A 25,934-nucleotide genomic window follows, 5' to 3' on the forward strand; every position below is an offset into this window, starting at 1 on the left:
ACCCTTTAGACCCCACGAAACACGGTAAGAGGCGCACTCATGACCCAGCCCGAACACGATCCCTTTGGCTTCGTAGGCCTGACCTACGACGACGTCCTGCTGCTTCCGGGCCACACGGACGTCATCCCGTCGGACGCAGATACTTCCTCCCGCATCTCCAAGCGGATTGTGGTCCAGACCCCGCTGCTTTCGGCCGCGATGGACACCGTCACCGAGTCCCGCATGGCCATCGCCATGGCCCGCCAGGGCGGCCTGGGCGTGATCCACCGCAACCTCTCCATCGCAGACCAGGCCGACCACGTGGACCGCGTGAAGCGCTCCGAATCCGGGATGATCACCAACCCCCTGGTCATCGGCCCCGAAGCCACCCTGCAGGAACTGGACCAGCTGTGTGCCCGCTACCGGGTGTCCGGCCTCCCGGTCGTCGACGGCGACAACCGCCTGCTGGGCATTATCACCAATCGCGACACCCGCTTCGTCCCGGAGAGCGAATACCCCTCGCGCCTGGTCAGTGAAGTCATGACCAAGATGCCGCTGGTCACCGGCCGCGTGGGCATCAGCCGCGAAGAGGCCTCCGACCTGCTCGCCAAGAACAAGATCGAAAAGCTTCCGCTCGTCGACGAGCTGGGCCGCCTCCAGGGCCTCATCACCACCAAGGACTTCACCAAGGCGGAGCAGTACCCGCTGGCCACCAAGGACGAGGAAGGCCGCCTGCGCGTCGGCGCCGCCATCGGTTTCTTCGGTGACGGCTGGGAGCGCGCCATGACCCTGATCGACGCCGGCGTGGACGCACTCTTCGTGGACACCGCCAACGGCCACTCGCAGGGCGTGCTGGACATGATCGCCCGCCTCAAGGGCGACAAGGCCGCCGCGCACGTGGACATCATCGGCGGCCAGGCCGCCACCCGCGAAGGCGCGCAGGCCCTGATCGACGCCGGTGCGGACGGCATCAAGGTGGGCGTTGGCCCCGGATCCATCTGCACCACCCGCGTGGTTGCCGGCGTCGGCGTCCCGCAGATCACCGCCATCTACGAATCCGCGAAGGCCGCCATTCCGGCAGGTGTCCCGCTGATCGCCGACGGCGGCCTGCAGTACTCGGGCGACATCGGCAAGGCCCTCGTGGCCGGCGCCGACACCGTGATGCTCGGCTCCCTCCTGGCGGGCTGCGACGAGTCCCCGGGCGACCTCATCTTTGTCAACGGCAAGCAGTACAAGAGCTACCGCGGCATGGGCTCGCTCGGTGCCATGCAGTCCCGCGGCAAGAACACCTCGTACTCCAAGGACCGCTACTTCCAGGCCGACGTCTCCGGTGACGACAAGCTCATCCCCGAAGGTATCGAAGGCCGTGTCGCGTACCGCGGCCCGCTGTCCTCTGTGGCCTACCAGCTGGTCGGCGGCCTGCGCCAGACCATGTTCTACACGGGCGCGCCGACCATCCCCGAGCTCAAGGCCCGCGGCAAGTTCGTCCGCATCACGGCCGCCGGCCTGAAGGAATCGCACCCGCACGACATCCAGATGACGGTCGAGGCGCCGAACTACGGTTCCCGCTGACACACGTTGCTGTTCCCCGTGGAGAAATCCGCGGGGAACAGCTGTTTAAGCGAAAGTTGAGCTTGGGCCATGTCTGAAAAGCCCGCGGAACCGCGGCACCCGGCGTCTGTCCGGCTAAGCAAGGACGCGCCCCGAAGGCTCGCACTCCGGCCGTACGCCCGCGCCGTCGGGCAGGTGCTCACGGTGAGCTTCCAGGCCTCGCCCGCCGCGGTCATCATGAAGGTGGCCGGTTCGCTCATTTCAGCCTTGCTGCCGCTGGTCACCACCTACTTCGCCTCGCTCACCACCACGGCGCTGGCCGCCGGTTATGCGGGGGATTCCGACGCCGGCCCCCGGGCTGTCCTGTACGTCATCGTCACCGCGGCGCTGGGATTGTTCTGGGGCGCCTTCAGCAGCCTGGACCGCTACATCCAGCAGTTGATGAGCTTCAAGGTCGGAGCCATCGTGGGAGACCAGATGTACGAGCGCTTCCTGGCCCTCGAATTCTGGCGCTACGACGACAAGGAGACCGTGGACCTCTACGACCGGGCCAAACGCTTCTCCGACTCCTATGCGCGGGTGCTGGACCGGATCGCCGCCATTTTCACGCAGATCGTCTCCGTGGTGCTGGCCGTCGGGGCGTTGCTGCTGGTCAGCTGGTGGATCGCCGCCATCGTGCTGGTGGCGATCGTGCCCAGCGTGTACCTGCAATTCAAGCTGTCCCGCGAACAGATCGCCCACTGGAACACCCAGGTGGATTCCCGCAGGCAGCGGCGGATGATCGAAACCAACCTGATCCGCCCGCAGCACATCGCCGAGATGCGCCTGTACGGGATCGTCGGTTTCCTCATGGAGCTGCGATCGCGCCTGCGCGACGCCGACGAACGGCGGCGCCTGGACTTCCAGAAGCGCTACATTCCCAAGCAACTGGCCGCCGACGCCTTGCAGTACGGCGCGGAAGTCGTGTCCCTGATCTGGGTGGTGGGGCAGATCATTGCCCGGGCCCAGCCGGTGGGCCAGTTCCTCTACGTGCAACAGATTGTCAGCCGGGCACTGTCCACGGCCAACAACCTGGTTTCGGCACTGAGTTCCATTGACGAAGACCTCGCCAACCTGAAGGACTACGAGCTCTTCATGACCCTTCCGGTGCACTCGGGCCAGGCGCCACCCCTGGCCGCCGTGCCGCGGACGGTCGAACTGCGGGACATCCGCTTCAGCTACACCGGAAGCGACATCGAGGTCATCAAGGGCGTTTCCCTCACCATCGGGCAGGGCCAGCACATCGCGCTCGTGGGCGAGAACGGTGCCGGAAAATCCACCCTCATCCGGATCCTGGCGGGACTGTACAGCCCCGGTTCGGGGCAGGTCCTGCTCGACGGCGTCGACCTCGCCACGGTCGACGTCAAGAGCTGGCACCGCCATCTCGCAGTCCTCAGCCAGGAGTTCCTCAAATACGAGTTCGCCACTGCTGCGGACAACATTTACTACGGTGACGTGGACGAACCCCGTGACGACGCCCGGGTCCGCCAGGCCGCGCACGACGCCGAAGCCCTGGACTTTATCAACAAGCTGCCCCACGGCCTGGACAACCACGTGAGCAACTGGATGGAGGATCCCCGGGGACGCAAGGGCAGCGGCTTGTCCGGCGGCCAGTGGCAGCGGCTCGCCATGGCCCGCAACTTCTATCGCCGGGCCGCGTTCATGGTCATGGACGAGCCCACCTCTGCGATCGATGCCTTGGCCGAGCACCGCATCTTCACGCGGCTTTTCGCCGACCGCAGCAGCACGATCATCGCCATCAGCCACCGCCTGGCCACCATTGAAAAGGCCGACATTGTCTACATGCTTGAAGACGGCAGGATTGTGGAGCAGGGGACCCACAAGGAACTCGTGGCCTTGCGCGGGCGGTACTTCCGGATGTTCGAATCCCAGCTCAGCGTTGAGGGGAATGCCCGGAACGAATCCTGAGGCTCAGAGCGGGCCATACCCGGCATTGCCGTAGGGATCGCGCCAAGTGGCGAGGTCCTGTTCCAGAAGCGCCCGGAACTGAGGATCATTCGCGGCTTTCCGACGAAGGGATTCCCGCGCACGACCCATGATGGTGGCCGGGACGATGACCGCGGCGACGAGAAGACTGATGATGAACGCAAGAACCGCGGCCAGCGTCAGCAGAAGCGTGGGATCCTGCCAGGTCGACGGCCCAGCCATGAAGGCGAACAGTCCTACGAAGACAACCAGGATGAACCCCACGAAGGAAAGTGCCCCCCACAAGTTCCCAGGCCCGCGATTGATGAGCGCCCGGCTTGCGCGCGGCAGCCGGTCCCGCACCCGCACATAGAACAGTCCGCAGAGCACCGCGATTGCCACGCCGGGAATGCCGAGGGCGGGAACCGGCACGAACGTGCCGAGCCGAACGGCGAGGAGGACGCCAAAGAGGACGAGGATTGTGCCGATCCCGATTCCTCCAGCCCAGGCGCCCATATAGGCGCCACGCGCGCCGGCGATTTCGCGCAAGCGGGAGCGCGCACCCGCCGGAGTGATGGCGGAGAGCTCGGGGGAAAGCCAGTAGTCCAAAGGGCGGTCAGAGTGGGGGAGTGGAGCAGGTCCTGTCTGGTAGCTCACCCGGAGTGCTGCTCCAGGCCTGCGCGGACGAGGGAGTCGAGTTGCTCTCGCCTGAGGGCTGACGACTTGAGGTTTTCGCCTTCGCCCGTGGCGATCGAAAGGGAACCGTCGGCCTCCGCTTTGACGTGTACTGCGCGGGAGGTTCCGTCGTTGAAATGCCGTCGGGCGGTGGCAGCCGCGGGGAACCCGTCCGGCGCTTGGTTGAGATAGTAGTCGGCCATCTGCACTGCCGTGGCGATCATGCCTTCGGCGCCTGTAAGTGGGTGCAGTTCATGTACGCCGTACTTGCTCAGGTTGAGCAGCAGGGCACCCTGCTCTGTGCCGAACATGAAGGACACGTGCTCTGAGCAAGGGGTCACGAGGGCTGTTTCCAGCCATGACGTGGCGTCCGCCAGAACAGCCGCTACCGTGGCAGCCGGCCCGACCGGCAGGAGGGCGTCGTTTTCGATCTTCATCAGCCCACGCTCCAGCAGCGTGGAGACGCCGGCTTGTTCCAGCGGTGCCCCGGCGGCGTGGTCGAGACGGAACAGGGTCTGGCACTTCATCGCGCCCTCGGTGCCAGCCAGCGCGATGAGAGCGATGAGCTCATGCTCGGTGATGAGCAATGCCTGGATTTCTTCGGTCTGGGTGGTCATCTCTGCCTTTTCTTGAGCGGTGCTGTGTCCAGTTTAGGAAGCGGAGCGATCAAGTGAGCCATCCCCAAACCTTCTTTGCGCCGTCCGCCACTGCATTCACGGTCTGTTTGGCGCCGTCGGCTACTGCTCCGGCAACGTTCTGGGCGCCTTCCCAGACGTGCTTGGCGCCGTCAGCGATCATCGAAGAAGCGGAGTCGTAGCCCAGGTTGGTGGCCAGGAGGCCCAGGCCGCCCCAAGCGATGCCGGCAATGGCGCAGGCCGGCCCGATGACCGGGACGAAGCTACCCACGGCCAAGGCAGCGGAGATGCCGCCGTCCACCGCGACTCCGGGATGTCCAGTCTGGATGCCTTGGTAGACCTGCAACCCACCGGTGACAACACCCAAGGCTCCGGAGAGGCGGCCAAGCATCGAACTGCCGTTGAGCAGCTGGGTTCCCTTGACATACCCGGCCCCTGCGGCCTGACCATACTGGGCGCTTAGCCAGGGCCACTTCGTCAGCTGAGTGAGCAATCCGCCATTGGCCATCTTTGCCAGGAGGGAGTCCGCCACCAGGCCGTTCGCGGTGACGAGGGCGTTTCCGGCCCACCATTCCGGGCTGCCGGTGACGCTGAAGAGTCCTTCCAGGCCGGTGGCTGGAGCATCCTGGCTTCCATTGCCACTGGTACTCCCAGGACCGCCGGGACCGCCGGCCGCGCCTCCCTGGGTGCTTGCCTTGTGCTGTTCGTCGGCCTGGGCACGGAGCATCTTGGACACCTCATCCAGCGACCGGGACGTCCTGTGCAGCAGGGGCCGGAGCGTGCTGCTCCATTCGCGGCGGAAGCGTTCTCCGTCGGTTCCTTTCCACACGACGCTGGAGATCAGGCCATTGACCCGCAGTTCCTGGTTCTGGAGCCGGGCGCCGGCCTGTCCCATTTGTCTGGATAAGGAGCGGAGCTGTTCAATATCGGCACCGTAGAGGCCAGGCGCCATGTTTCCCCCTTGCATGGTGTGGGCGTGTTTTGTCAGGCTATTGGATTTATCCTGCCTGCTGCCATGGGCAGCCTTACCCATGTGGAAAGCTGCCACGCGCGACGGCGGTGTGCCCACCCGGGTGGGAACACCGCCGTCGCGCTTTCATGCGGTGGCCGCGGACTCAACGGTGCGGGTCAGGAGACCGCTACCGAGGTGTCGTCCAGTTGGAACGTGGTGGAGTACGAGTAGTCCTCGGTCCCCAGGAAGCGTACGGTCACGGCCTTGCCCTTGTAAGCGGACAGGTCCAGGTTGCGCTGCACGTAGCTGCTTCCCTTGTCCTTGTTGGAGTAGGTGGCCAGCGTTGTTGTGGTGGCGCCGTCGATGACCTGGACCTTGAGGGTGTCATAGGCGGTGGTGGTGCCTTCATTGCTGAGGATCCGCAGGTAGAAGGACAGGGAGCCGGCGCCGCTGCCGGTGGGCACGGTCACCTTCTGCTCGAGGGTGTAGCTGGTGGACTGGCCCCAGCCGTTCAGGGCCGCGTAGCCGGTGCCTGTGCGGGCGGAAGTGCCGCTCTCGAACGTGTCGGTCTTGTTGGACGTCCACGAGGCCGCGCCGGATTCGAAGCCCGGGTTCAGCAGGACGTTGCCCGACGGCGGCGGCGTCGTGCCGCCGAGGAGCGCAAGGGTGGCTGTGGCGTCGGAGAGCCCGGCGCCGCAGCCGAGGGTGCACCCGGCCGGCATGGGACGGGTGCCCTGCTTCAGGGTCGACTCGACCTGGGCCGGGGTGAGCGAGGGGTCCGCGGCCTTCATCAGGGCCACGAGTCCGGCGACGTGCGGGGTGGCCATGGAGGTGCCTTGGTACCAGGCGTAGCCGGCAGCGGCCGGCGTGGTGGTGCCCGTGTTCAGCGTGGACAGGATGCCGCCGCCGGTCTGGCGCACATCGCCGCCGGGGGCGGTGAGGTCCACCGCGCTGCCGTAATTCGAGTAGTAGGACAGCCCGCCGCTGTTGTTGCTGGCCGCGACGGTGACCACGCTGCCGCAGTTGGCAGGCTGCGACGTGGAGGCATTGGAGGCCTCGTTTCCGGCGGCCACCACCACGGTGGTTCCGCGGTTGACGGCGCTGTTGATGGCGTTCTGGTAGGTGGTGGAGCAGGTGCCCGAACCGCCGAGGCTCATGTTGATCACCTTGGCCGGGTTGGCGTTGGCCGGAACGCCCGTGACGGTTCCCCCGGAAGCCCAGACGATGGCGTCGGCGATGTCCGAGAGCATTCCGCCGCACTTGCCGAGCACGCGGACGGGAACGACCTTCGCGTCGGGAGCGACGCCGGCCACGCCGGTCGCATTGCCGGTGACCGCAGCGATCGTGCCGGCCACGTGGGTGCCGTGCCAGGAGGAATTGGAACTGCTGGAGTCGCCGCATTCCCCGCTGGCGTACCAGTCGCCCTGGTCCTGCGGATTGGAGTCGCGGCCATTGCCGTCGCGGGCTGCGGCGGAGTCGGCGATGAAGTCGTAACCGGGGAGGATGTTGGCGTCCAGGTCGGGGTGGGCGGTGATGCCGGTGTCGATCACGGCCACCACCGATCCGGTACCCGTGGAGGTGGTCCAGGCGCCCGGGATCCGCATGCCGTTGGTGCCCGTGAAGTCCCACTGTTCGCCGTAACGGGGATCGTTCGGGGTCAGGCTGGCGTGCATCCGTGCGTCCGGCTCCACGTACTCCACAGCGCCGGACGCTGCGAGCCCGGCCATGAACTGCTGGGACTGCCGGGCATCCAGCGGCCTGGAGCTTGCCACCAGCGTGGCACCGGTGGCCAGGCCGCGGACCTCATGGGGCGTGATGCCTAGCTCCTTGGCGGCCTTGCCCCAGGCACTGGCCCGGGCCGTCGGCGTGGCGCCCTGTGCGCCGGCCTTGTACTGCACGATGAACTGCGAGTACTGCTCGCCCGGCCGGGCGTTCCCGACGGCGGCCGGTCCCGCTGCGGGGCCGGCGGTGACGGGCGTGGTGGCACCGGCGGGCGCCGAGCCGAAGGACATGAGGCCCGCCAGCACGGCGGCCGATAATGCAAGGCCGCTGTACTTCCGGCGGCTCGAAAAGGTGTTCTCCATGGTGTTCCTGTCTCCGGGCGCGTGTGGTCCCGGGCGATGAAAATAAGGAGGTTGGCGCAGAGGGTTTCCGCAACCGAGAGAAATCTATTGGTCGTGTCAATATTTGTAAATAGTTCTTTCATATTTTGTGAAGCCATTACTTCGTTAGTCGAATCGGTTCCGTGAAGGGGGTCCAGTAAAGTAGGGCGCGTGACTTATGAGATTGAGATTGGCCGTGGCAAGCGTGGGCGTCGTGCCTACTCCCTGGATGACATTGCGATCGTCCCCAACCGTAGGACCCGCGACCCCAAGGACGTCTCCGTCTCCTGGCAGATCGATGCCTACAAGTTCGAAATGCCGGTAATTGCCGCCCCGATGGACTCGGCCATGTCGCCGGAAACCGCCATTGCACTGGGCCGCCTCGGCGGCCTGGGCGTGCTTGACCTCGAAGGTCTGTGGACCCGTTACGAGGACCCGCAGTCCATCCTGGATGAAATCGCCGCGCTCGCCGACGAAACCGCCAGTCCCGCCGTCACCCGGCGCATGCAGGAGCTTTACAAGGCACCTATCCAGCCTGAGCTGATCACCAGCCGGCTTGCCGAGATCCGTGCCTCCGGCGTCACGGTGGCCGGCTCCCTGACCCCGCAGCGCACTCAGGAGCACTACAAGACCGTGGTGGCCGCCGGCGTCGACATCTTCGTCATCCGCGGCACCACTGTGTCCGCAGAACACGTCTCCAAGAACCACGAACCGCTGAACCTCAAGAAGTTCATCTACGAACTCGACGTCCCGGTGATCGTCGGTGGCGCTGCCGGTTACACCCCGGCCCTGCACCTCATGCGCACCGGCGCTGCCGGCGTGCTGGTCGGCTTCGGCGGCGGCGCAACCACCACCACCCGGCGCGCGCTGGGCATCCACTCGCCGCTGGCCTCGGCCATCAGCGACGTCGCCGCGGCCCGCCGCGACTACCTCGACGAGTCCGGCGGCCGCTACGTGCACGTCATCGCCGACGGTGGCATGGGCAGCTCGGGTGACATCGTCAAGGCCATCGCGATGGGCGCCGACGCCGTCATGCTCGGCAGCGCCCTGGCGCGCGCCGAAGAAGCACCCGGAAAGGGCTGGCACTGGGGCCAGGAGGCACACCACCTCGAACTGCCGCGCGGGGACCGCGTCAACGTCGGCACCGTGGGACCCCTTGAGGAAGTGCTCTTCGGCCCGGGCCACCACACCAACGGCACCTCCAACCTCGTCGGCGCGCTGCGCCGCTCGATGGCGACCACCGGCTACTCGGACCTGAAGGAATTCCAGCGGGTCGACGTCGTCGTCTCTCCGTACCTCGGCTAGGCCGCCGGCCTGGCTACAGCCGGAGGACCCCGGGCTGCGGATTGACTCCGCACCCGGGGTCCCTGTTTTGGGTCCCTTTGCCTGCCCAAGCCCGCACGCAGCAAGTAGTCTGGGGGGATCGACGGCTGAACGCGCGATGGGAGGCGTCCAATGGGCAGGGCAGCAGGTGCTTCGCAGGCATCCAACGCACCGGACGGTGCACTGAGTCCGCAGGCGAGGGCCGAATCCATAGAAGTGCTCAAAGGCACCACCGAGGCCGGCCGGGAACTGGACATCCTCATCGTCGGCGGCGGCGTGGTCGGTGCCGGCGCCGCCCTGGACGCCGTGACCCGAGGCCTGTCGGTGGGCATCGTGGAGGCCCGGGACTGGGCCTCCGGTACCTCGTCCCGTTCCTCGAAGCTGATCCACGGCGGCCTGCGCTACCTCGAGATGCTCGACTTCGCGCTGGTGCAGGAAGCCCTTCAGGAACGGGGCCTGCTCATCCAGCAAATCGCCCCGCACCTGGTCCGGCCGGTTCCGTTCCTCTACCCGCTCACGCGGCGCTTCTGGGAACGGCCCTACGTGGGTGCAGGCATCTTCCTGTACGACACCCTGGGCCTGACCTCCGGCCACAGCCGCGGCGTCCCCAGGCACAAGCACTTCTTCCGCCGCGGCACCCTCCGCGCCGCACCGAGCCTGAAGAACGACGCCTTCGTCGGGTCCATCCGGTACTACGACGCCCAGGTGGACGACGCCCGTCTGGTGGTCAACGTCGTCCGGACGGCGGCCCGCTACGGTGCGCACGCAGTGAACCGGATGCGCGTGGTCTCCTTCCTCCGGGAGGGCGAACGGGTGGTCGGGGCGACGGTGGAGAACCAGGAAGACGGCAGCACCTTCGAGATCCGCGCCAAGCAGGTGGTGAACGCCACCGGAGTCTGGACGGACGAAACCCAGGCCATGGTGACCGACCGCGGCCAGCTCAAGGTCCGTGCGTCCAAGGGCATCCACCTGGTGGTTCCCCGGGACCGCTTCCAGTCCACAGTGGGCCTGATCCTGCGGACGGAGAAATCCGTGCTCTTCGTCATCCCCTGGGGCCGGCACTGGATCATCGGCACCACCGATACTGACTGGAAGCTGGACAAGGCGCACCCTGCGGCCTCGTCGAAGGACATCGACTATGTGCTCGAGCATGTCAACAAGGTGCTCAAACGGCCGCTGACCAGGGAAGACGTGGAGGGCGTCTACGCGGGCCTGCGGCCCCTGCTGGCGGGGGAGAGCGACTCCACCGCCAAGCTTTCGCGCGAGCATGTAGTGGCACACCCGGTGCCGGGCCTGGTGGTGGTGGCCGGCGGAAAGTTCACCACCTACCGCGTCATGGCCAAGGACGCCGTGGATGAAGCCACCAGGGCCATGGACGAGCGCGTTCCCGCCAGTTGCACCGAGACCATCCCACTGCTCGGAGCCGAAGGCTTCAAGGCCGCCTGGAACCGCAGGTCCCGGATGGCGGAGGAATCCGGCGTGCACGTGGCACGCGTGGAACACCTGCTTAACCGCTACGGTTCCATGACCACCGACGTCCTGGCGCTGATCACCGAGTCGCTGGAACTCGCTGAGCCCTTGCCGGGCGCCGACGACTACCTGGCCGCCGAGGTTGTCTACGCCGCCACGCACGAAGGTGCCAGGCACGTGCATGACGTCCTGACCCGCCGGACCCGCATTTCCATCGAGGCGTGGGACCGGGGAGTGTCCGCCGTGCCCGTAGTCGCTAAGCTGATGGGAGAAATCCTCGGCTGGAGCGATGCGCAGCGGGAAAGCGAAATCAAGCACTACCTTGCCCGTGTCGAAGCGGAACGGCTCAGCCAGGAGCAGCCCGACGACGAGTCGGCCGACGCTGCCCGCATGGGGGTTGATGACATCGTTCCCTTGCGCTGAGCCCGGCGCGGGGACAGCCACGCCTGGGGGAGACGAACACTGAAGGGAATCACTTTGGCGGAAACACTGGACCCGTATGATGCGGACCTGACCACACCGGACCTGGTCATCCTCGAAATGGAAGCCACGGATAAGAGTGACGCCGCCGCGCAGCTTGCCGAACGTCTCCACGCCCACGGCCGCATCACGGACCTCGAGGGCTTCCTGGGCCAGGTCAACGCCCGCGAGCACCAGATGGCCACCGGGCTGCCAGGGGGCATCGGGCTGCCGCATGCCCGCAGCGAATTCGTCTCCCGGATCTCCATCGCCGTGGGCGTCACCAAGTTCGGGCACGCCCTCGACTTCGGCGCCGCGGACGGGCCGGCCACCCTGGTCCTGCTGATCGCCACGCCGCCCAGTTCCTTCTCCGACCACCTCGAAGTCCTGGCCACCATGGCCCGTTCGCTGTCCAAGGAATCCTTCCGGGAATCCCTGCGGCGCGCCCACGATCCCGAAGTCATCGCCGAGCTGATCAACTCCAGCCTGGTGTTCTTCGACCACTGAGATCGGGGCAGGACTGACTGACCCTTGGAGCGCGTTTAGCCGTTCTACAGCCTGACGAAGTACGGTTAAGGGGTGTTGAAAACCGCTCTGAAACCCCGCTGGATCGCAGGGCTCGTCTTTGCGCTCCTGCTTTCCGGGGTGTTCGTGCTGCTGAGCCAGTGGCAGTTCGGACGATCCACCCAGAGCGAGGTTCCCGTCTCTCCGCAGATCGAGGAAACCAAGGCCCTCACCACCGTCCTGCAGCCCGGCACCTTCTTCCCCGGTGCCGTCGCGGACCAGATGGTCAGCGCCACCGGCAGCTACGATCCCGCCAAGCAGGTCGTCGTCGAGGGCCGCCTGAAGGACGGCAAGAAAGGGTACTGGGTCGTCTCGGCTTTCGCCGTCGACGGCGCACCCGTCCTCCGCGGTGCCGGAGCCTCGGCGAGGACCTGGATTCCGGTGGCCCGCGCCTGGGTGGCTGAGCCCGGCCAGGCCGTCCCGCCGCCGTCGGGCACCATTGAGCTGACCGGACGCCTGCTTCCTTCGGAAGCCCCGCTGCCGAACGTCGACGCCGGTGCGGGACGCGCCTCGGCGGTCTCGGTCGCCGAACTCATCAACCGCTGGGACGTGTCCAGCTACCCGGGGTTCGTTGCGGCCAGCGCCGAAAGCAGCGGCGGCAAGGCAGTGGACCTGCCCGTGGACATGAAGCCTCTCAACATCCCGGCCCAGCCGCCGGCGCAGCAGATCAACTGGCTGAACCTCTTCTACTCCGTGGAGTGGGTGGTCTTCGCCGGCTTCGCTCTTTACATCTGGTGGCGCCTGGTGGCCGACGACTACCGCCGCGACCTTGAAGAGGACGTCCCCGACGATGAGCCCGGGCACGACGAAACACCAACAGCAAGCGATCCAGAACAAAAGGTACAGCCATGATTGAGCCGAAACCGGCAGTCCCCTCCAACGAATCGGACACGTCGAAGCCCGGCGCCTCCCAGTCCGGCGCAACGGGCCGTCCGGCCGCCAAGAAGCGCCGCTTCGGCGGGACCGAAGCGCAGATCCGCTCGGCGCTGAAGTTCTACAAGCTGATGGCCTACCTCACCGGCATCATGCTCCTGCTGCTGTGCATCGAACTGGTCGCCCGCTACCTGTTCAACGTCTCGCTTTACGCGGGCGGCACCGACGCGCTGACCGGCCGCCCCTTTGGCTTCGGCCTGGCGGGTTCGGACCCCAAGGGGGTCATCGGCGGCGTGAACCTGTCGGTGATGGTGCTGATCGTCCACGGCTGGATGTACGTGGTGTACTTGATCTCGGACTTCCGGCTGTGGTCCCTCATGCGCTGGCCGTTCACCAAGTTCATCCTGCTCGCACTGGGGGGCGTGGTGCCGCTGATGTCCTTCATCGTGGAGAAGAAGTTCCACGCCGAGGTCGAGGCTGAACTGGCCGCCAACCCGCAGGCGTCAAAGCGCTACTGAGTCCGACGGGGCGCAGCTGAACTCTTCCGGGTGTGAGATTGGCGACGTACGACCCGTTTTGGGCGGCCGTTGGCGGGGCCCGAGATGCACCGGGGCAGCCGGGCAAAGTAGGCTGTTCTGGTGACTACTCCCACCGCGCCCCAGACTTCCCAGAAGCCGGTGCTGGTTGTTGACTACGGTGCCCAGTACGCGCAGCTGATTGCCCGCCGCGTCCGTGAAGCAAACGTGTATTCGGAAATCGTTCCGCACACCTTCACCACCGAGCAGCTCCTGGCCAAGAACCCGGCAGCGATCATCCTTTCCGGCGGCCCCTCCAGCGTTTACGCCGAGGGTGCTCCGAGCGTTGGAGCCGAGCTGTTCGAAGCCGGCGTCCCGGTCTTCGGCATCTGCTACGGCTTCCAGGCCATGGCCAACGCGCTGGGCGGCAAGGTAGCCCAGACCGGCCTGCGCGAATACGGTGCCACCGAAGCCACCACCGTGGGCGCCGCACGCTCCATCCTCGAGGGGACCCCCGAGTCCCAGAACACCTGGATGAGCCACGGCGACTCCGTGCACGAAGCACCGGCAGGCTTCGAGGTCCTGGCCACCACGGCAGGCGCTCCCGTGGCGGCGTTCGCCAACGAGGAAAAGGGTCTCTACGGCGTGCAGTGGCACCCCGAGGTGAAGCACTCCACCAACGGCCAGCAGGTCCTGGAGAACTTCCTCTTCAAGGGCGCCAAGCTCGAGCCCAACTGGACCACTGGCAACATCGTCGAAGAGCAGGTCGAGCGGATCCGCGAGCAGATCGGCGACTCCAAGGTCATCTGCGGCCTGTCCGGCGGCGTTGACTCCGCCGTCGCCGCTGCCTTGGTGCAGCGCGCCGTCGGCGACCAGCTCACCTGCGTGTTCGTTGACCACGGTCTGCTGCGCGAGGGCGAGGCCGAGCAGGTCGAACGCGACTTTGTCGCCGCCACTGGCGTGAACCTCTACGTGGCCAACGAACAGGAGCGCTTCCTGAACGCCCTGGCCGGCGTGAGCGACCCCGAAACCAAGCGCAAAATCATCGGCCGCGAGTTCATCCGCGCCTTCGAGGAAGCCGAGCGGGCCATCATCGCCCAAGCCGCTTCCGAAGGGGAGAGCATCAAGTTCCTCGTCCAGGGCACCCTGTACCCGGACGTCGTCGAATCCGGCGGCGGCGAGGGTGCAGCGAACATCAAGAGCCACCACAACGTGGGCGGCCTCCCCGAGGACCTGCAGTTCGAACTCGTTGAACCGCTCCGCGCCCTGTTCAAGGACGAGGTCCGCGCCGTGGGCGCCCAGCTCGGCCTGCCCCAGGAAATCGTCGGACGCCAGCCCTTCCCGGGCCCGGGACTCGGCATCCGCATCGTCGGTGAGGTCACAAAGGAACGCCTGGACCTGCTGCGCAAGGCCGACGCCATCGCCCGCGCGGAGCTGACCGCCGCCGGCCTCGACCATGAGGTGTGGCAGATGCCGGTCGTGCTGCTGGCTGATGTCCGCAGTGTCGGCGTCCAGGGTGACGGCCGCACCTACGGCCACCCGATCGTGCTGCGCCCCGTGTCCTCCGAAGATGCCATGACCGCCGACTGGTCGCGCCTTCCCTACGAGCTGCTGGCCCGGATTTCGAACCGGATCACCAATGAGGTCGACGGCGTCAACCGTGTTGTGCTCGATGTGACCAGCAAGCCGCCGGGAACCATCGAGTGGGAATAAGGTCCTGAGTGGCCGGCCTCTTTGTAAGAGGCCGGCCACTTGCTTTTTCCGGCTGAATCACGGGGAATTTGGCCGGCGGCCAGTGTTGCGGTCCCTCGGGCCCAGCCGTTTCCGGCTACCCTCGAAAGTATGCCGATTTGGTCCAAGTCGTCTCAAGCCAGCACAGAAAAGAAGGCAGCGGTGTCTGTAGGTCATAGCCAGGAGGAGAGCTCCGCGGAGCTCAGGAAGTGGCTCTCCGGGCTGAAATCGGTAACTGGTGCAGACACCATGCTGCGCTTCGTGAAAACCCCCGAAGGTTCAATCGACCTCAGCAGCGGCCATCCTTCCGGGCTTGCCCAGCTCCTGGCCGGACGCCGCACCCGGCTCTCCACGCTGATCAGGGACCGCCAGCAGTACATCGTGGCCGCACGGGCGGCACGCAACCTGCGTTCGAAGATCTTCGAACTGTCGAACGACCGCGGCGTGGACGCCGGCTACCTGTCCTGCGGGACCGTCGTCTGGACATCCGCCGTCGGCGGGAAGCCGCAGCGTGTTTCCGCCCCGGTGATGCTTGCCGGCATTTCCCTGACCGCACGCCCCGGCGAGGACGACTACGAGCTCCAGCTCACGGAGCAGGCCACCATCAATCCGGCCCTGGTCCGGCACTTGAAGACAGTCCACGGCATCGTGTTCGACTCCGCAGCGGTCGGCCGCATGGCGTACAACACGGCCCGGCTGGATCCCCTGCCCGTCCTCGACCGGATCGGCACGCTTGTCAAGCCGATCCATGGCGCGGAAGTTACCCCGAACCTCCTCGTGACCACCCTCGCGGATCTCTCCGGCAACCTGGACGATCCGTGGATCAACGAAGGCAACACGGTCGTTGCTTCATTGTCGGAACGTGCCAACGGCGGGGACGTCGTGCCCGCCCCTGTGCAGCAGGGGCGGTTCCCGGGCCTTGACGAACGCGACCCAGCCGACGAGTTGCTGCTTCTCGACGCCGATACCGACCAGCAGTACGTGATCGATGCCGCCCGCGCCGGGGACTCGCTCGTGGTGAGCACGCCTCCCGGCAGCGGGCAGACGCAGACCGCGATCAACACCATCGGCGCCCTGGTCGGCGAAGGCAAGTCCGTCCTGGTGGTGGGGGAGCGGCGCACCAGCCTCAACGCACTCGCCAGCGGCATGGAAGCCCTGGGCCTCGAATCCCTGATCTTCCGGCCCGGGAACGGCGTTCCGGCACAGCAGCTCAAGACGCAGCTGGTGAGCGCCATCATCCGCAACGAAAAATCCCTCGAACCGCAGCTCGCCAATCTGCACAAAACCCTCGTTGAGCACCGGCACGCACTCATGGACCACGTTGCCTCCCTGCACAACGTCCGCGAACGGTGGGGATGCTCCCCGTACCAGGCAATGCAGTCCTTGGCGGAGCTGACCTCAATCCACCCCGCCCCCGCCACCACGGTCCGCCTGAAGCGCAGCGTGCTGGACAGCATCAAGGACCGTGAGGAACTGGCCGGGCGCCTGCGCCGCGCGGCCGAACTGGGCAGCTTCAGCAGCGCCGCCGTCAACAGCCCCTGGTACGGAGCCCGCTTGGTCACCCGCAAGGAGACCGAAGAAGCGCAGCAACTGGCCCGGGCCGCCTACGAGCAGCTGCCGGCCCTTCGGGAACGCCTGGTGGCACTCGCCGAGCACTCCGAGATCAGGCTGGGAGCCACCTTCGCCGAATGGGGAGCCCAGCTGGAACTCTTGATGGCCGTCAGGGAAAGCCTGGACAAGTTCACCCCGGATATCTTCGACCGGCCAGTCCATGACCTTATCTCCGCCACGGCCTCCTCCGCCTGGCGGCGGGAACGCGGCCTGGAAATGCCTTCGATGCAGCGTTCGCGGCTGCGCCGCGTGGCCAAGGAGTACGTCCGGCCCGGCGTGCACATCGCCGATCTGCACAGCTCCCTCGTCCTGGTCCAGGAACAGCGCAGCCTCTGGGCCAACTACGCCACGAGCCAGCGGCACCCGTCGGTTCCGTCCGGGCTCGCCGAGCTCGGACGCGCGTACCGCGACCTTGACGGCGAACTGGTCCGCCTTGCCGCGTGCCTCAACCACACCCGCGACGGCGGCAAGCTCCACGAGACCCCCTACGCGGAGCTCATGGCGCGACTGGAGTCCCTCGTGGCGGACACCGAGACGCTGGAAACACTCCCCGAGCGCACGCTGCTTATCGAGAACATGCGCGAGCACGGCCTCGGCGAACTGCTCGCCGACCTGGCCGCCCGTGAGGTAGGGCCGGAGTCTGTTGCGGCGGAGCTCGACCTGGCCTGGTGGCAGTCCGCGCTCGAGGCCATGATCAGCGGCGACGACTACCTGGCCATGTCCGACGGCGAGTCCCTCCGGAAACTTGAAGCCGAGTATCGCCTGGCGGACCAGGCTCACGTGGCCAGCGGCGCCGCCCGGCTGCGTTGGCAGCTTGCCGAACGCTGGCGTGCGGGCATCGCCGCGCAGCCACGCCAGGCCGAGCTCCTCAGGAACCTCATCAAGGACGGCCGGATAACCCTGCAGGCACTGAGCGCCCAGGCTCCGGAGCTGGTGCCGTTGCTGGTGCCCGTCTGGTCCCTGAGCCCGCACCTGTTGACGGGCCTGCTTCCCGTGGCGCAGTCCTTCGACGCCGTCGTGATCCTGGACGCGGCATCGACCTCGCTGCAGGCCGCGCTCCCCGCGATCGCCCGGGCCAAGCAGGTCATCGCCTTCGGCGACCCGAAGACCTCCGTCGCACGCAGCTTCAGCGTGGCCGTGGAGCCCAGGATTTCCGGCGCAGCCGGCCAGGAAACCGTGGACAGTGCCTTCGGCGCCCTCGCCGGGGTCCTGCCCACGTGGCAGCTGAACTGGATCTACCGTGCGGTGGATGAGGACCTTGTCCTGCAGCTGAGCAAGAACCACTATGACGGAGGCCTGCGCAGGCTGCCCGACGGCCAGTCGGTCACCGGGTTGGACCGTTCCGTGCTGGTGGAATACATCCCCGACGGTACCGGGCTGCCCAGTTCCGACCACGAAGGGGTTGAATCGGTGGCGGCCGAGGTCAACCGGGTGGTCGACCTCGTCTTCGAACACGCCAGCCAGCGGCCCAGGACCTCCCTGGCCGTGGTGACAGCAAGCCTGCGGCACGCCGCCAGGATCGGCGAGGCCATCCGCCTCCAGTTGCCGAACCACCCGCTCCTCGCAGGCTTCTTCAGCGCCGGCCCGGAATCGTTCCGCGTAGTGGATCTCGAACGCGCACAGGGCCTGGTCCGGGACCATATCATCTTCTCCCTCGGCTATGGCCGCACTCCGCATGGACGGGCGCTGCACAGCTTCGGACCGCTGTCCGTGGAGGGCGGTCGGAGCAAGTTCGCCCTTGCCATGACCCGGGCACGACAGTCCCTGCACGTACTGAGCTGCTTCCGTCCGGAAGACCTCGACCTCGACAGGCTCTCCCACGGCGCCGTGGACTTCTACGAGCTGCTGGACCGCGAAGTTTCGGGCAACACCACGCTTGGGACGCCGGCGATCAGGGCCGCCGCCAGCGAGCAGGCCCTTGGCGAGGATCCCCTCGTGGCGGACCTGGGGGAGCGGCTGCGTGCCCGCGGCGCCCGTGTCTGGCACCACTACGACGGCGTCCTGGACATCGCTGCCGCAGCGGACCCGGTGCTCACCATCGGGCGGGATGACAGTGAAATGCCGACTCCCGTGGCCATCGAATCCGACGGTACCGAGCGTTACCGGCTCATGAGCGTCAGGGAGCGCAGCAGGCTCCGCCCGCAACTGCTTGAACGCATGGGCTGGCGTTACATGTCCCTGTGGACCATCGAAGTCTTCACGGACCCGTCTTCCTGCGCCGACAGGATCGCTTCCTACCTCGGACTGGAGACGGCTGGGCGGCCCTACGCAGCGGCGGAACAAGGTTTCCTGGACCTTCAGGATGACGATCCGGACACCGGTGACGGAGCCACGGTTGAGGCCGGCCCGGGCGACCGGAGTGGAGGACAATTGGAACCGGACCACGGCCGGTCCCCGGGGACGGACGCGGAAACGCCGGCAGACCCGGAACAGCAACAAGAAGCGGAGTAGTGCAGCATGGACGCCGAAGCCCGGGACGGGGAAAATGCCGAGGGCAGCCCGGAAGGCGCGCACGCAGGAAAATCCGGTCAGCATCGGAAACCCGCCAAGCGGCGGAAACCCTCGCCCGAAGGCGTCCTGCCGAAAGTCGCGTCTGAAGATGAGCCCCGCAGCTGGGGCGACGACGGCGGTTACGACCACGACGCGTGGCTGAAGGAGCAGCGTCCCCCGCACTGGGGCTGAACGGCCAGGGCCTGCTGTTCACGATCCTGCTGTTCACGATCCTGCCTGGGCTGCCGAACGGTGCGGCGAGGGGACCAGCACGAAGAACAGCTTTCCACGGGTTGAGGCCCCGGCGAGCTTCTCGGCCTGCGCCGGATTGGCTGCGACCACCATGAGGCCATCGGTATCCGGTGTACCCAGCCAGTCCGCTGTCTTGCCGCCCTGGGCGGAGGTCCAAAGTACGGGCACTCCCGCGGCCAGAGTCTCGGGCTTTCCGCCGGCCCCTCCCAGCCCGTCCGAAACAGTGAGCACGATGTTGACCGCCTGCCCGGCTGAGACCAACTGGATCGAGGAAGGATCGGCGAGCCGGACAGGGACGGCGGATGCTCCCGCCCCGGCGCCGGTGAGGAGGCCCGGCCCCAGCAGTTGAGCGTCCGTGGGGATCTGGCCGCTGCTGAGCGGGGCGGCAAGCTGACGACCCTGGACGTCCTGCCAGTCGCTCAAAGCACCAGCGGGGACGGCGTCGGGCGGAACGGCCCGCGGAACCAGGTCTGTTTTCCCGATGGCCAGTCCGGCCGGGAGGTCCCGGGCCGCGACCAGGACCTGGATCTTGTGCTCCGAGGCCGGCGTCAGTTGATGGACCGCCATCCCGGCGGCGAGGCAAAGCAGCAGGGAGACCGCAAGGCGGCGGTTCCGCAGCAGCCATGCTCCCGCCCGTGCGGGAAGCGGCCGCCGGGCAGTGAACGTGCGGGAAGGTGCCGGACGGTGGGCGGCAGGCGAACGGGAAAGCGGATGGCCGGGGCGTCCGCGACGGAACCTGGAGGCTGGTTTGGCTGGCATGAAGCCACGTTAACCAGCGCGCCCGGGCGGAAGAACGGCCAAGTCACGCTATGTGGACAAGACCGCTATGTGGGCAAGCGAGGAGGAACCCGGGGGGAACGGATCGGCTTTAGCTTGCGGCCGCAGCGGCGGCCGGAGCCGGGGCTGACGCGGGTGCGGAAGGTGCCGCGGAAACGGTGCTGCCCTTGGAATCACGGGAGTCGGTGCGGTAGAAACCCGAACCCTTGAAGACCACGCCGACGCTGTTGAACTTCTTGCGCAGGGCACCCTGGCATTCCGGGCACTCGCTCAGCGAGCTGTCCGAGAAAGCCTGGACGATGTCAAAGGCGTGGCCGCAGTCCTTGCAGGCGTAGGCGTAAGTGGGCACTGGTGATCCTCCTCAGGGACAAACAACAGGTCCTGTCCGCGTCCGGAACCTTTATGGTTCCTTAGCAGTCCCAGGGCCTGAGTGCCAATTCTATCATCGAGGGCGGCTGGGCCCGCTAGTACTTGTGGTGCGGACAACAACACCGGCGGGCGCGGACCCTGCTGCAGGATCGCGGCAGGTTCAGGACCCTGCGAAGCGAATCTCGCCGTCGGGCGTCAAGGCGCCGGACACCGGCTTGTCGAAAGGCTCGGCCGGAATGGTCCCGGCGGGCAGGACCTCCCCGGCGTAGACGACGGCAACGGCAGGGGGCCGCTGCCCGGCGGCGTCCAGCCGCCCAAGAAGGCGGTCATAGTAGCCGCCGCCCTGGCCGATGCGGCTGCCGCTGCCATCAACTGCGGTTGCCGGAAGGAAGATTCCGTCAGCTCCCGCAACCGCGGAACTGTCCAGCCGCTCGCCGTCGGGTTCGTCAATCGGAGCGAAACGGGAACGGTGGAAGACCGTCAGCGGGGTCCACTCCACCCAGCTCAGCTGGCGGTCGTCTTCGCACACGGGAAGGAGGACCCGGTGCCCGGCCTCATGGAGCGCTTCCAGCAGCGGCTTGGTGGGCGGCTCCTTGCCCACGCCAAGATAGACGGCGAACGTTTTGGAATCCCCGCCAGGCAAGGCGGCAGCCCAGGCCAGACCATGCCGGGCAATGCCTTGTCCGGCAGCGTCGAGCTGTGCGGCGTCCAAGGCCTTCCGCCGGGCGCGGTGCCCGGCGCGGATCTCGTCTTTCAAAGTCATCGCTGAACCAATCCCTGGTGATGGATTACGGAAGCGAACTACGCCGCCTGCCACCGATTATGGCGCACCGGCCCACCGGACCCGTTGTCCATTGTGCGACGCATTCCGTTAGATTAGAGCGGTGACTTCCAATAACTGCACCGTCCGCAAGGCCGTCATTCCCGTTGCCGGGCTCGGCACCAGGTTCCTGCCCGCCACCAAGGCGATGCCCAAGGAAATGCTGCCGGTTGTCGATAAACCGGCAATCCAGTACGTCGTCGAAGAAGCCGTGAACGTCGGCCTCCACGATGTCCTGATGATCACCGGGCGCAACAAGCGCGCCCTCGAGGACCACTTCGACCGGGTGCCCGCACTGGAAGCCACGCTTGAAGCGAAGGGCGACACCGCCAAGCTGGAATCCATCCAGGTTGCCACCAACCTCGGCGACATCCACTACGTCCGCCAAGGCGACCCCAAGGGCCTTGGCCACGCAGTGCTGCGCGCCAAGCAGCACGTAGGTGACGAACCCTTCGCCGTCCTCCTGGGCGATGACCTCATCAACGCCCAGGACACCCTGCTGAGCGACATGATCGACCTCCAGGCGCGCACCGGTGGATCGGTAGTGGCCCTGATCGAGGTGGAACCCTCGCAGATCAGTTCCTATGGCTGCGCCGACGTCGAGCCCTTCGGCGATGACGGCTTCGTCAAGGTCAAGGGCCTTGTGGAGAAGCCCGCAGCCGCCGATGCCCCCTCCAACCTCGCGGTGATCGGACGCTACGTACTGCACCCCGCGGTCTTCGAAGTCCTGGAAAAGACCGAGCCCGGCCGCGGCGGCGAAATCCAGCTGACCGACGCGCTCCAGGTCCTCGCGGAAGGCGACGGCGAAGGCAGCGGCGTCTACGGCGTCGTGTTCCGCGGCCGCCGCTACGACACCGGCGACAAACTGAGCTACCTCAAGGCCTGCGTCGAGCTGGCCTGCGACAGTGAAGACCTTGGCCCCGGCCTGCGCGAGTGGCTTCCGGGATTCGCCTCCCGGCTCGACAAGTAACCTGCCGTGTGGGGTTCGGCCATCTGGCCGGTGACCTTGGAAAGCGGCGACCTGCTGCTTCGCCCGATCCGTTACCGGGACAAGCAGGAATGGACCGAAGTCCGGTCCCGGAACAGCGAATGGCTGGCACCTTGGGAAGCCTCGAACCCGGCGCCCGGGGGAGCACTTCCGAACTACCGGCAGATGGTGGCGTCCTTGAATGCCCAGGCACGCCAGGCAACGGCGCTGCCCTTCGTGATCGCCGAACGTATCCCGGGCTACCGGGAACCCCGGATCGTGGGACAGCTGACCGTGTCCTCGATCACCTGGGGCTCAGCGATGATGGCCACGCTCGGCTACTGGGTGGACCAGGACCGTGCAGGCAGGGGAATCGCTCCCACCGCCGTCGCGATGGCCACTGACCACTGCTTCAGGCAGTTGGGCCTGCACCGGATGGAGATCAACATCCGGCCGGAAAACCGTCCCAGCCTGCGGGTGGTGGAAAAACTCGGCTTCCGGGATGAGGGCTACCGGCAGCGGTATCTCCACATCAACGGCAGCTGGGCCGACCATCGCAGCTTCGCCCTGACCTCCGAGGAGGTCCCGGAGGGCCTGCTCAGCACTTGGCTGCGGAGCCGCCACGGCTGACGGAGCGCTAGTCCATTCATTTGATGCAAGTGGCGACACACCGCCGCTAATGTGGCGGCGCCACCGTGTTTCCTTCTACGGTTTTGACTGTGGACTTCCCTCTCAGCAGCTCAGTGATCCTTGTTGTCACTGTTGCCCTGTGGATTGTTTGGGTTGCTCCATACGTACTGCGGAACCGCCGCACGCAGCTTGCTACTGCTGCCGTGGTTCCTATGGACGAAGAGGCCGCAGAAACGCCCCGGCTGCAGGCCGTGACGGGCGCGAAAGCGGTCCCCCAGCAGGAGAAAGCGATGGAGACGATGCAGAGCACCGCACCCGGACCGAGCACCGGAACCGGCAGCGCCGGGCACCTGGGCGCTGCCGTACGGGAACCGGCGTTCAAGCTCAGATACGGACGCTGCGCCCTGGCCCTGACCGGCCTGCTTCTCTTGCTGACTGCCGTAGTGTCCGGGATCCTCCGCCTCTTCGCGCTGGCCCCCTCGTGGCTGCCGGTGGTTTCCCTGCTTTCGGTAGCCGGCATTGTCCTGTGGCTGCGCCGCCTGGCCGTCCGGGATCGCCGGGCGAAGATGGAAGCGGCGTTCCGTTCGGCGATGTCCCCGGCGCGGGAAGAGGCCCCGGAGAGCGTCCCGGCGGAGCCGCGCGACACGGCGGTTTTCGACGCCGAAGCCCACTACCGTGAGGCCGCCCGGCTGACCGCCGTCGAACTGCGCCAGGCTGCCCTGAAAGTGGCTGAAGCCGCAGGCGACACCAAGGCACCGGGCACGGCCGCCGACGTCAGCTGGCAGCCGGTCGAGGTTCCCAAGCCCGTATACGTCGACGCGGCGAAAGCCAGCCGTCCGGCACCTGAGCCGCTCGACCTTCCTGCGCAGCCGAAGCCGGTAGGCAGGCCGATCCTGAAGAATGCCGGCTCCGCCCCGGCGCTGCCCGCGGCCCAGACGCCGTTCGGCAAATCCCAGGCCGTCGGGAAAGCCAACGCTCTGGGCAATCTGGACGACGTCCTCCAGCGCCGCCGCGCCTGACACGCGGCCAATGACAAGACTCTGCATTGCGGGCGGCACCGGCCAGATCGGCCGCTTGCTCGCCCGCTTTGCCGTGGAGCAGGGTCATCAGGTCACCGTCTTCAGCCGCAATCCGCCCGTGGGACCGGCCGACGGCGTGCGTTACCTCCGTGCGGACGCCACCACAGGGGAGGGGCTGGCTGAGGCGCTGGGTGGCTCCGACGTCGTCATAGACTGCCTTGAGGGTCGCTCGGGCAAGGCGCTGCAGCAGTATGCCGATGCCGGCGCCCGCCTTCTGGCCGCCGCTGCCACGGCGGGGGTCCAGCGGGCCGTTGCCCTCTCGATCATCAACTGCGACGCGAGCAGGGCGGCCTTCTATGCCTCCAAGGCCGCGAAGGAGAGGGTCTATGCGGCGTCGGGGGTGGAGACCCTGACTGTGCGGGCCAGCCAGTTCCACAGCTTGCTGGCGGCAGTGTTCGCAGCAGGGGCCAAGGTGGGCCTGGTGCCCGTCATCAAGGGCTCGAGGTTCCAGACCATTTCGCCCGTGGAGGTGGCCCGGGCGTTGTTGGCCGAAGCCGTCGCCCCGTTTCCGGAACCGGCTGGGCAGCGGCACCGCATCGTGACCATTGCCGGTCCGGAGATCCGCACCATGCGGGAACTCGCGGAAAACTGGCGGCGGATCACCGGCCGCAAGGGCTTCATAGTCGAGGTCCCGCTGCCGGGAGCGATGGGCGATTACCTGCGGAAGGGCCTCAACCTCGCCCCGGAATCGCGACACGGTACGGAGACGTTCGAGTCCTGGTTGGCAAAAACGCCGGATAGTTTGTAGCGTAGGATGCACTGGCGCGGCCCGGGAACCGGGGCCGCCATCCAGGGGCTATAGCTCAGTTGGTAGAGCGCTTCGTTCGCATCGAAGAGGTCAGGAGTTCGAATCTCCTTAGCTCCACAGTGACAGTCCTTCGACCTGCGGAAACGCTGGGTCGGAGGGCTTTTTTCGTGCCGCCCGGGCACCCGCCGGCTCCGGAGGGGCGGCCGGGGCTGCGTCCTCGTGTGGTCTTCCGTAGTGGCTGGTGCAGCGGGCCTTGGACCCCGCGGCGCCGTAACTTCGGCCAGGCATGCGAAAAAGGCCTCTACGCTGCCATCCTGGCGTCGGGGTCGTGGACCTCCTGCTGGCGGACCAGGTAATTCCGGGAGGACCTCGCGTCGGCGATGCGGGTGCCCTCCGGCACCTTGCTGTCCGCGGGCAGCCGAACTCCATGTCCGATGCGCGCGCCCGCACCGATGTGTGAGTGGCGGGCAATGTGGACCCTGTTGCCCAGAACCGCCCCAGCTCCTACGTAGACGTTGTCTCCGATGAAGACATGGTCACCGACGATGGCCTGATGGTCGATCCAGCCCCCGCGGCCAATCCGGCAGCCGGACCCGACACGGGCACCTGCCTCGACGTAGGTGGTTGCACCGATGAAGGAATCCTCCTCCGCCCGGGCGCCCGGGCCGATCAGGCCGCCGCCGTTGGGATGCCGGTGGTAGGTAGTGGCCACGCCGGCATCGTTCTCGACGGTCTCGGTCTTTCTCGTCATTCCATTCCTTTCTGGCGCTCGCTGGCGCCTACAAGGAAATTAACGCGGCCTGTTCGGGTTTGATTCCAAGGGTCCCGGCAATCCGGGTACGGTACAGGCCGTGTAAGGAAGGATGTGAAGATCAGTGACCGCCATCGTGGGCCACCGGAGCCGGGTATGTGGGGTCTGCCCCGGCGGCGGGGGTTTGCCAATATGGGATCTCGGTGTGTTCGACCGTCACGGTCAACCCGAGCCTCTCGCCGAATGCAATGGCCGGTAGTAGGTGGTTGAGCACTTGTTCCGCGGTGGCCCTGAACACACGCCCGCGGCTGGACACCTTCAGCCAGCCGTTCGCGTCGCGGTAGTAACGTTCGGTTGTCCGCTTGCCCCTGACTGTCACGCAATACGTGTCGTTTGTCATCTTCATGGTCATGCCTCCACTCCGGCGACGCGGTTCCACGGCGGGACATTGCGATTTGTGCATGACGACGGCAGTCCTACAGGCTGCCGTATTGATGCCTCCGGTCCGTCCCTGTCCCGGACTTCCGCAGCGGGCCGGCTTGTGGTTGCGGCGCTTGCGTGCAGACGCCCCTCATCGGCGAATGTCCGCCAGGGATATGGACCTGATTTGCTCGTATCTCCTTGGGGCCACGCCCCGGGCGGCGAC

General features: G+C 66.7%; 23 protein-coding genes and 1 tRNA gene. 15 read left to right on the forward strand and 9 right to left on the reverse strand.

Features of this window, described 5'->3' with window-relative positions:
* The first annotated feature begins 39 nt into the window (after positions 1-39).
* Positions 40-1,551 (forward strand): IMP dehydrogenase, encoded by a 1,512-nt coding sequence (gene guaB / locus DWV11_RS18755; protein ID WP_115790396.1) that lies wholly within the window; start codon positions 40-42, stop codon positions 1,549-1,551.
* Positions 1,552-1,620: 69 nt separating this feature from the next.
* Entirely contained in the window at positions 1,621-3,498 is a 1,878-nt protein-coding gene (locus DWV11_RS18760) for an ABC transporter ATP-binding protein (protein ID WP_115790397.1), read from the forward strand.
* Positions 3,499-3,501: 3 nt separating this feature from the next.
* Here DWV11_RS18760 and DWV11_RS18765 read toward each other — a convergent pair whose 3' ends face one another.
* The 4 genes from DWV11_RS18765 to DWV11_RS18780 form a co-directional block, all read right to left on the reverse strand.
* Complete coding sequence (locus DWV11_RS18765) at positions 3,502-4,044, reverse strand: hypothetical protein (RefSeq protein ID WP_136017940.1); 543 nt, start codon at positions 4,042-4,044, stop codon at positions 3,502-3,504.
* 104 nt (positions 4,045-4,148) lie between these two features.
* Entirely contained in the window at positions 4,149-4,787 is a 639-nt protein-coding gene (locus tag DWV11_RS18770; protein ID WP_115790399.1) for a hypothetical protein, read from the reverse strand.
* Positions 4,788-4,836: 49 nt separating this feature from the next.
* Positions 4,837-5,757 carry a hypothetical protein gene (locus DWV11_RS18775; RefSeq protein WP_115790486.1) on the reverse strand — a complete coding sequence of 307 codons (921 nt, stop codon included), beginning with the start codon at positions 5,755-5,757 and terminating at the stop codon, positions 4,837-4,839.
* Positions 5,758-5,933: 176 nt separating this feature from the next.
* Positions 5,934-7,841, reverse strand: a complete 1,908-nt coding sequence (locus tag DWV11_RS18780; RefSeq protein WP_210725791.1) for a S8 family serine peptidase — start codon at positions 7,839-7,841, stop codon at positions 5,934-5,936.
* Positions 7,842-8,030: 189 nt separating this feature from the next.
* Between DWV11_RS18780 and DWV11_RS18785 the strand changes: the two genes are divergently transcribed.
* The 8 genes from DWV11_RS18785 (at position 8,031) to DWV11_RS20680 (ending at position 19,087) form a co-directional block, all read left to right on the forward strand.
* On the forward strand, positions 8,031-9,164 hold the full coding sequence (locus DWV11_RS18785) for a GuaB3 family IMP dehydrogenase-related protein (protein WP_115790400.1): 1,134 nt from the start codon (positions 8,031-8,033) through the stop codon (positions 9,162-9,164).
* A gap of 150 nt (positions 9,165-9,314) precedes the next feature.
* Entirely contained in the window at positions 9,315-11,075 is a 1,761-nt protein-coding gene (locus DWV11_RS18790; RefSeq protein ID WP_115790401.1) for a glycerol-3-phosphate dehydrogenase/oxidase, read from the forward strand.
* Positions 11,076-11,129: 54 nt separating this feature from the next.
* Entirely contained in the window at positions 11,130-11,618 is a 489-nt protein-coding gene (locus tag DWV11_RS18795; protein ID WP_115790402.1) for a PTS sugar transporter subunit IIA, read from the forward strand.
* Between the two features lie 72 nt (positions 11,619-11,690).
* On the forward strand, positions 11,691-12,527 hold the full coding sequence (locus DWV11_RS18800; RefSeq protein ID WP_115790403.1) for an SURF1 family protein: 837 nt from the start codon (positions 11,691-11,693) through the stop codon (positions 12,525-12,527).
* The gene (locus tag DWV11_RS18805) at positions 12,524-13,066 is read left to right on the forward strand and encodes a DUF3817 domain-containing protein (protein ID WP_115790404.1); all 543 of its coding nucleotides are present in this window, start codon (positions 12,524-12,526) and stop codon (positions 13,064-13,066) included. The genes DWV11_RS18800 and DWV11_RS18805 overlap by 4 nt, the downstream gene beginning before the upstream one ends.
* Positions 13,067-13,186: 120 nt before the next feature.
* On the forward strand, positions 13,187-14,776 hold the full coding sequence (gene guaA, locus DWV11_RS18810) for a glutamine-hydrolyzing GMP synthase (protein ID WP_115790405.1): 1,590 nt from the start codon (positions 13,187-13,189) through the stop codon (positions 14,774-14,776).
* A 129-nt stretch (positions 14,777-14,905) separates the two neighbouring features.
* Positions 14,906-18,856, forward strand: coding sequence for a DUF4011 domain-containing protein (locus DWV11_RS18815; RefSeq protein ID WP_425452083.1), 3,951 nt, complete (start codon positions 14,906-14,908; stop codon positions 18,854-18,856).
* A gap of 6 nt (positions 18,857-18,862) precedes the next feature.
* Positions 18,863-19,087 (forward strand): hypothetical protein, encoded by a 225-nt coding sequence (locus DWV11_RS20680; protein WP_425452084.1) that lies wholly within the window; start codon positions 18,863-18,865, stop codon positions 19,085-19,087.
* 33 nt (positions 19,088-19,120) lie between these two features.
* Here DWV11_RS20680 and cpaB read toward each other — a convergent pair whose 3' ends face one another.
* The 3 genes from cpaB to DWV11_RS18830 all read right to left on the reverse strand — a co-directional run bounded on the left by cpaB (position 19,121) and on the right by DWV11_RS18830 (position 21,056).
* The gene (cpaB, locus tag DWV11_RS18820) at positions 19,121-19,906 is read right to left on the reverse strand and encodes a Flp pilus assembly protein CpaB (protein WP_115790406.1); all 786 of its coding nucleotides are present in this window, start codon (positions 19,904-19,906) and stop codon (positions 19,121-19,123) included.
* Positions 19,907-20,015: 109 nt separating this feature from the next.
* Positions 20,016-20,273 carry an FmdB family zinc ribbon protein gene (locus DWV11_RS18825; protein WP_115790407.1) on the reverse strand — a complete coding sequence of 86 codons (258 nt, stop codon included), beginning with the start codon at positions 20,271-20,273 and terminating at the stop codon, positions 20,016-20,018.
* 180 nt (positions 20,274-20,453) lie between these two features.
* On the reverse strand, positions 20,454-21,056 hold the full coding sequence (locus DWV11_RS18830; protein WP_115790408.1) for a 5-formyltetrahydrofolate cyclo-ligase: 603 nt from the start codon (positions 21,054-21,056) through the stop codon (positions 20,454-20,456).
* A 121-nt stretch (positions 21,057-21,177) separates the two neighbouring features.
* Here DWV11_RS18830 and galU point away from each other — a divergent pair, with 121 nt between their 5' ends.
* From galU to DWV11_RS18855, 5 genes are all read left to right on the forward strand, one after another.
* Positions 21,178-22,083, forward strand: coding sequence for a UTP--glucose-1-phosphate uridylyltransferase GalU (gene galU / locus DWV11_RS18835; RefSeq protein ID WP_115790409.1), 906 nt, complete (start codon positions 21,178-21,180; stop codon positions 22,081-22,083).
* Between the two features lie 6 nt (positions 22,084-22,089).
* The gene (locus tag DWV11_RS18840; RefSeq protein ID WP_115790410.1) at positions 22,090-22,710 is read left to right on the forward strand and encodes a GNAT family N-acetyltransferase; all 621 of its coding nucleotides are present in this window, start codon (positions 22,090-22,092) and stop codon (positions 22,708-22,710) included.
* Between the two features lie 212 nt (positions 22,711-22,922).
* Positions 22,923-23,729, forward strand: a complete 807-nt coding sequence (locus DWV11_RS18845) for a hypothetical protein (RefSeq protein WP_342767755.1) — start codon at positions 22,923-22,925, stop codon at positions 23,727-23,729.
* 10 nt (positions 23,730-23,739) lie between these two features.
* Positions 23,740-24,537: an SDR family oxidoreductase gene (locus DWV11_RS18850; RefSeq protein ID WP_115790412.1), complete on the forward strand. Its 798-nt coding sequence runs from the start codon at positions 23,740-23,742 to the stop codon at positions 24,535-24,537.
* 44 nt (positions 24,538-24,581) lie between these two features.
* Positions 24,582-24,654 (forward strand) — tRNA-Ala (locus DWV11_RS18855).
* Between the two features lie 184 nt (positions 24,655-24,838).
* Here the strand turns inward: DWV11_RS18855 and DWV11_RS18860 are convergent.
* Both DWV11_RS18860 and DWV11_RS18865 read right to left on the reverse strand, forming a co-directional pair.
* The gene (locus tag DWV11_RS18860) at positions 24,839-25,288 is read right to left on the reverse strand and encodes a DapH/DapD/GlmU-related protein (protein ID WP_115790413.1); all 450 of its coding nucleotides are present in this window, start codon (positions 25,286-25,288) and stop codon (positions 24,839-24,841) included.
* Positions 25,289-25,409: 121 nt separating this feature from the next.
* Positions 25,410-25,700, reverse strand: a complete 291-nt coding sequence (locus tag DWV11_RS18865; protein ID WP_115790414.1) for a hypothetical protein — start codon at positions 25,698-25,700, stop codon at positions 25,410-25,412.
* Positions 25,701-25,934 lie beyond the last annotated feature (234 nt).

The sequence above is a fragment of the Arthrobacter silvisoli genome, assembly GCF_003369445.1.
Taxonomy (GTDB): Bacteria; Actinomycetota; Actinomycetes; order Actinomycetales; family Micrococcaceae; genus Arthrobacter; species Arthrobacter silvisoli.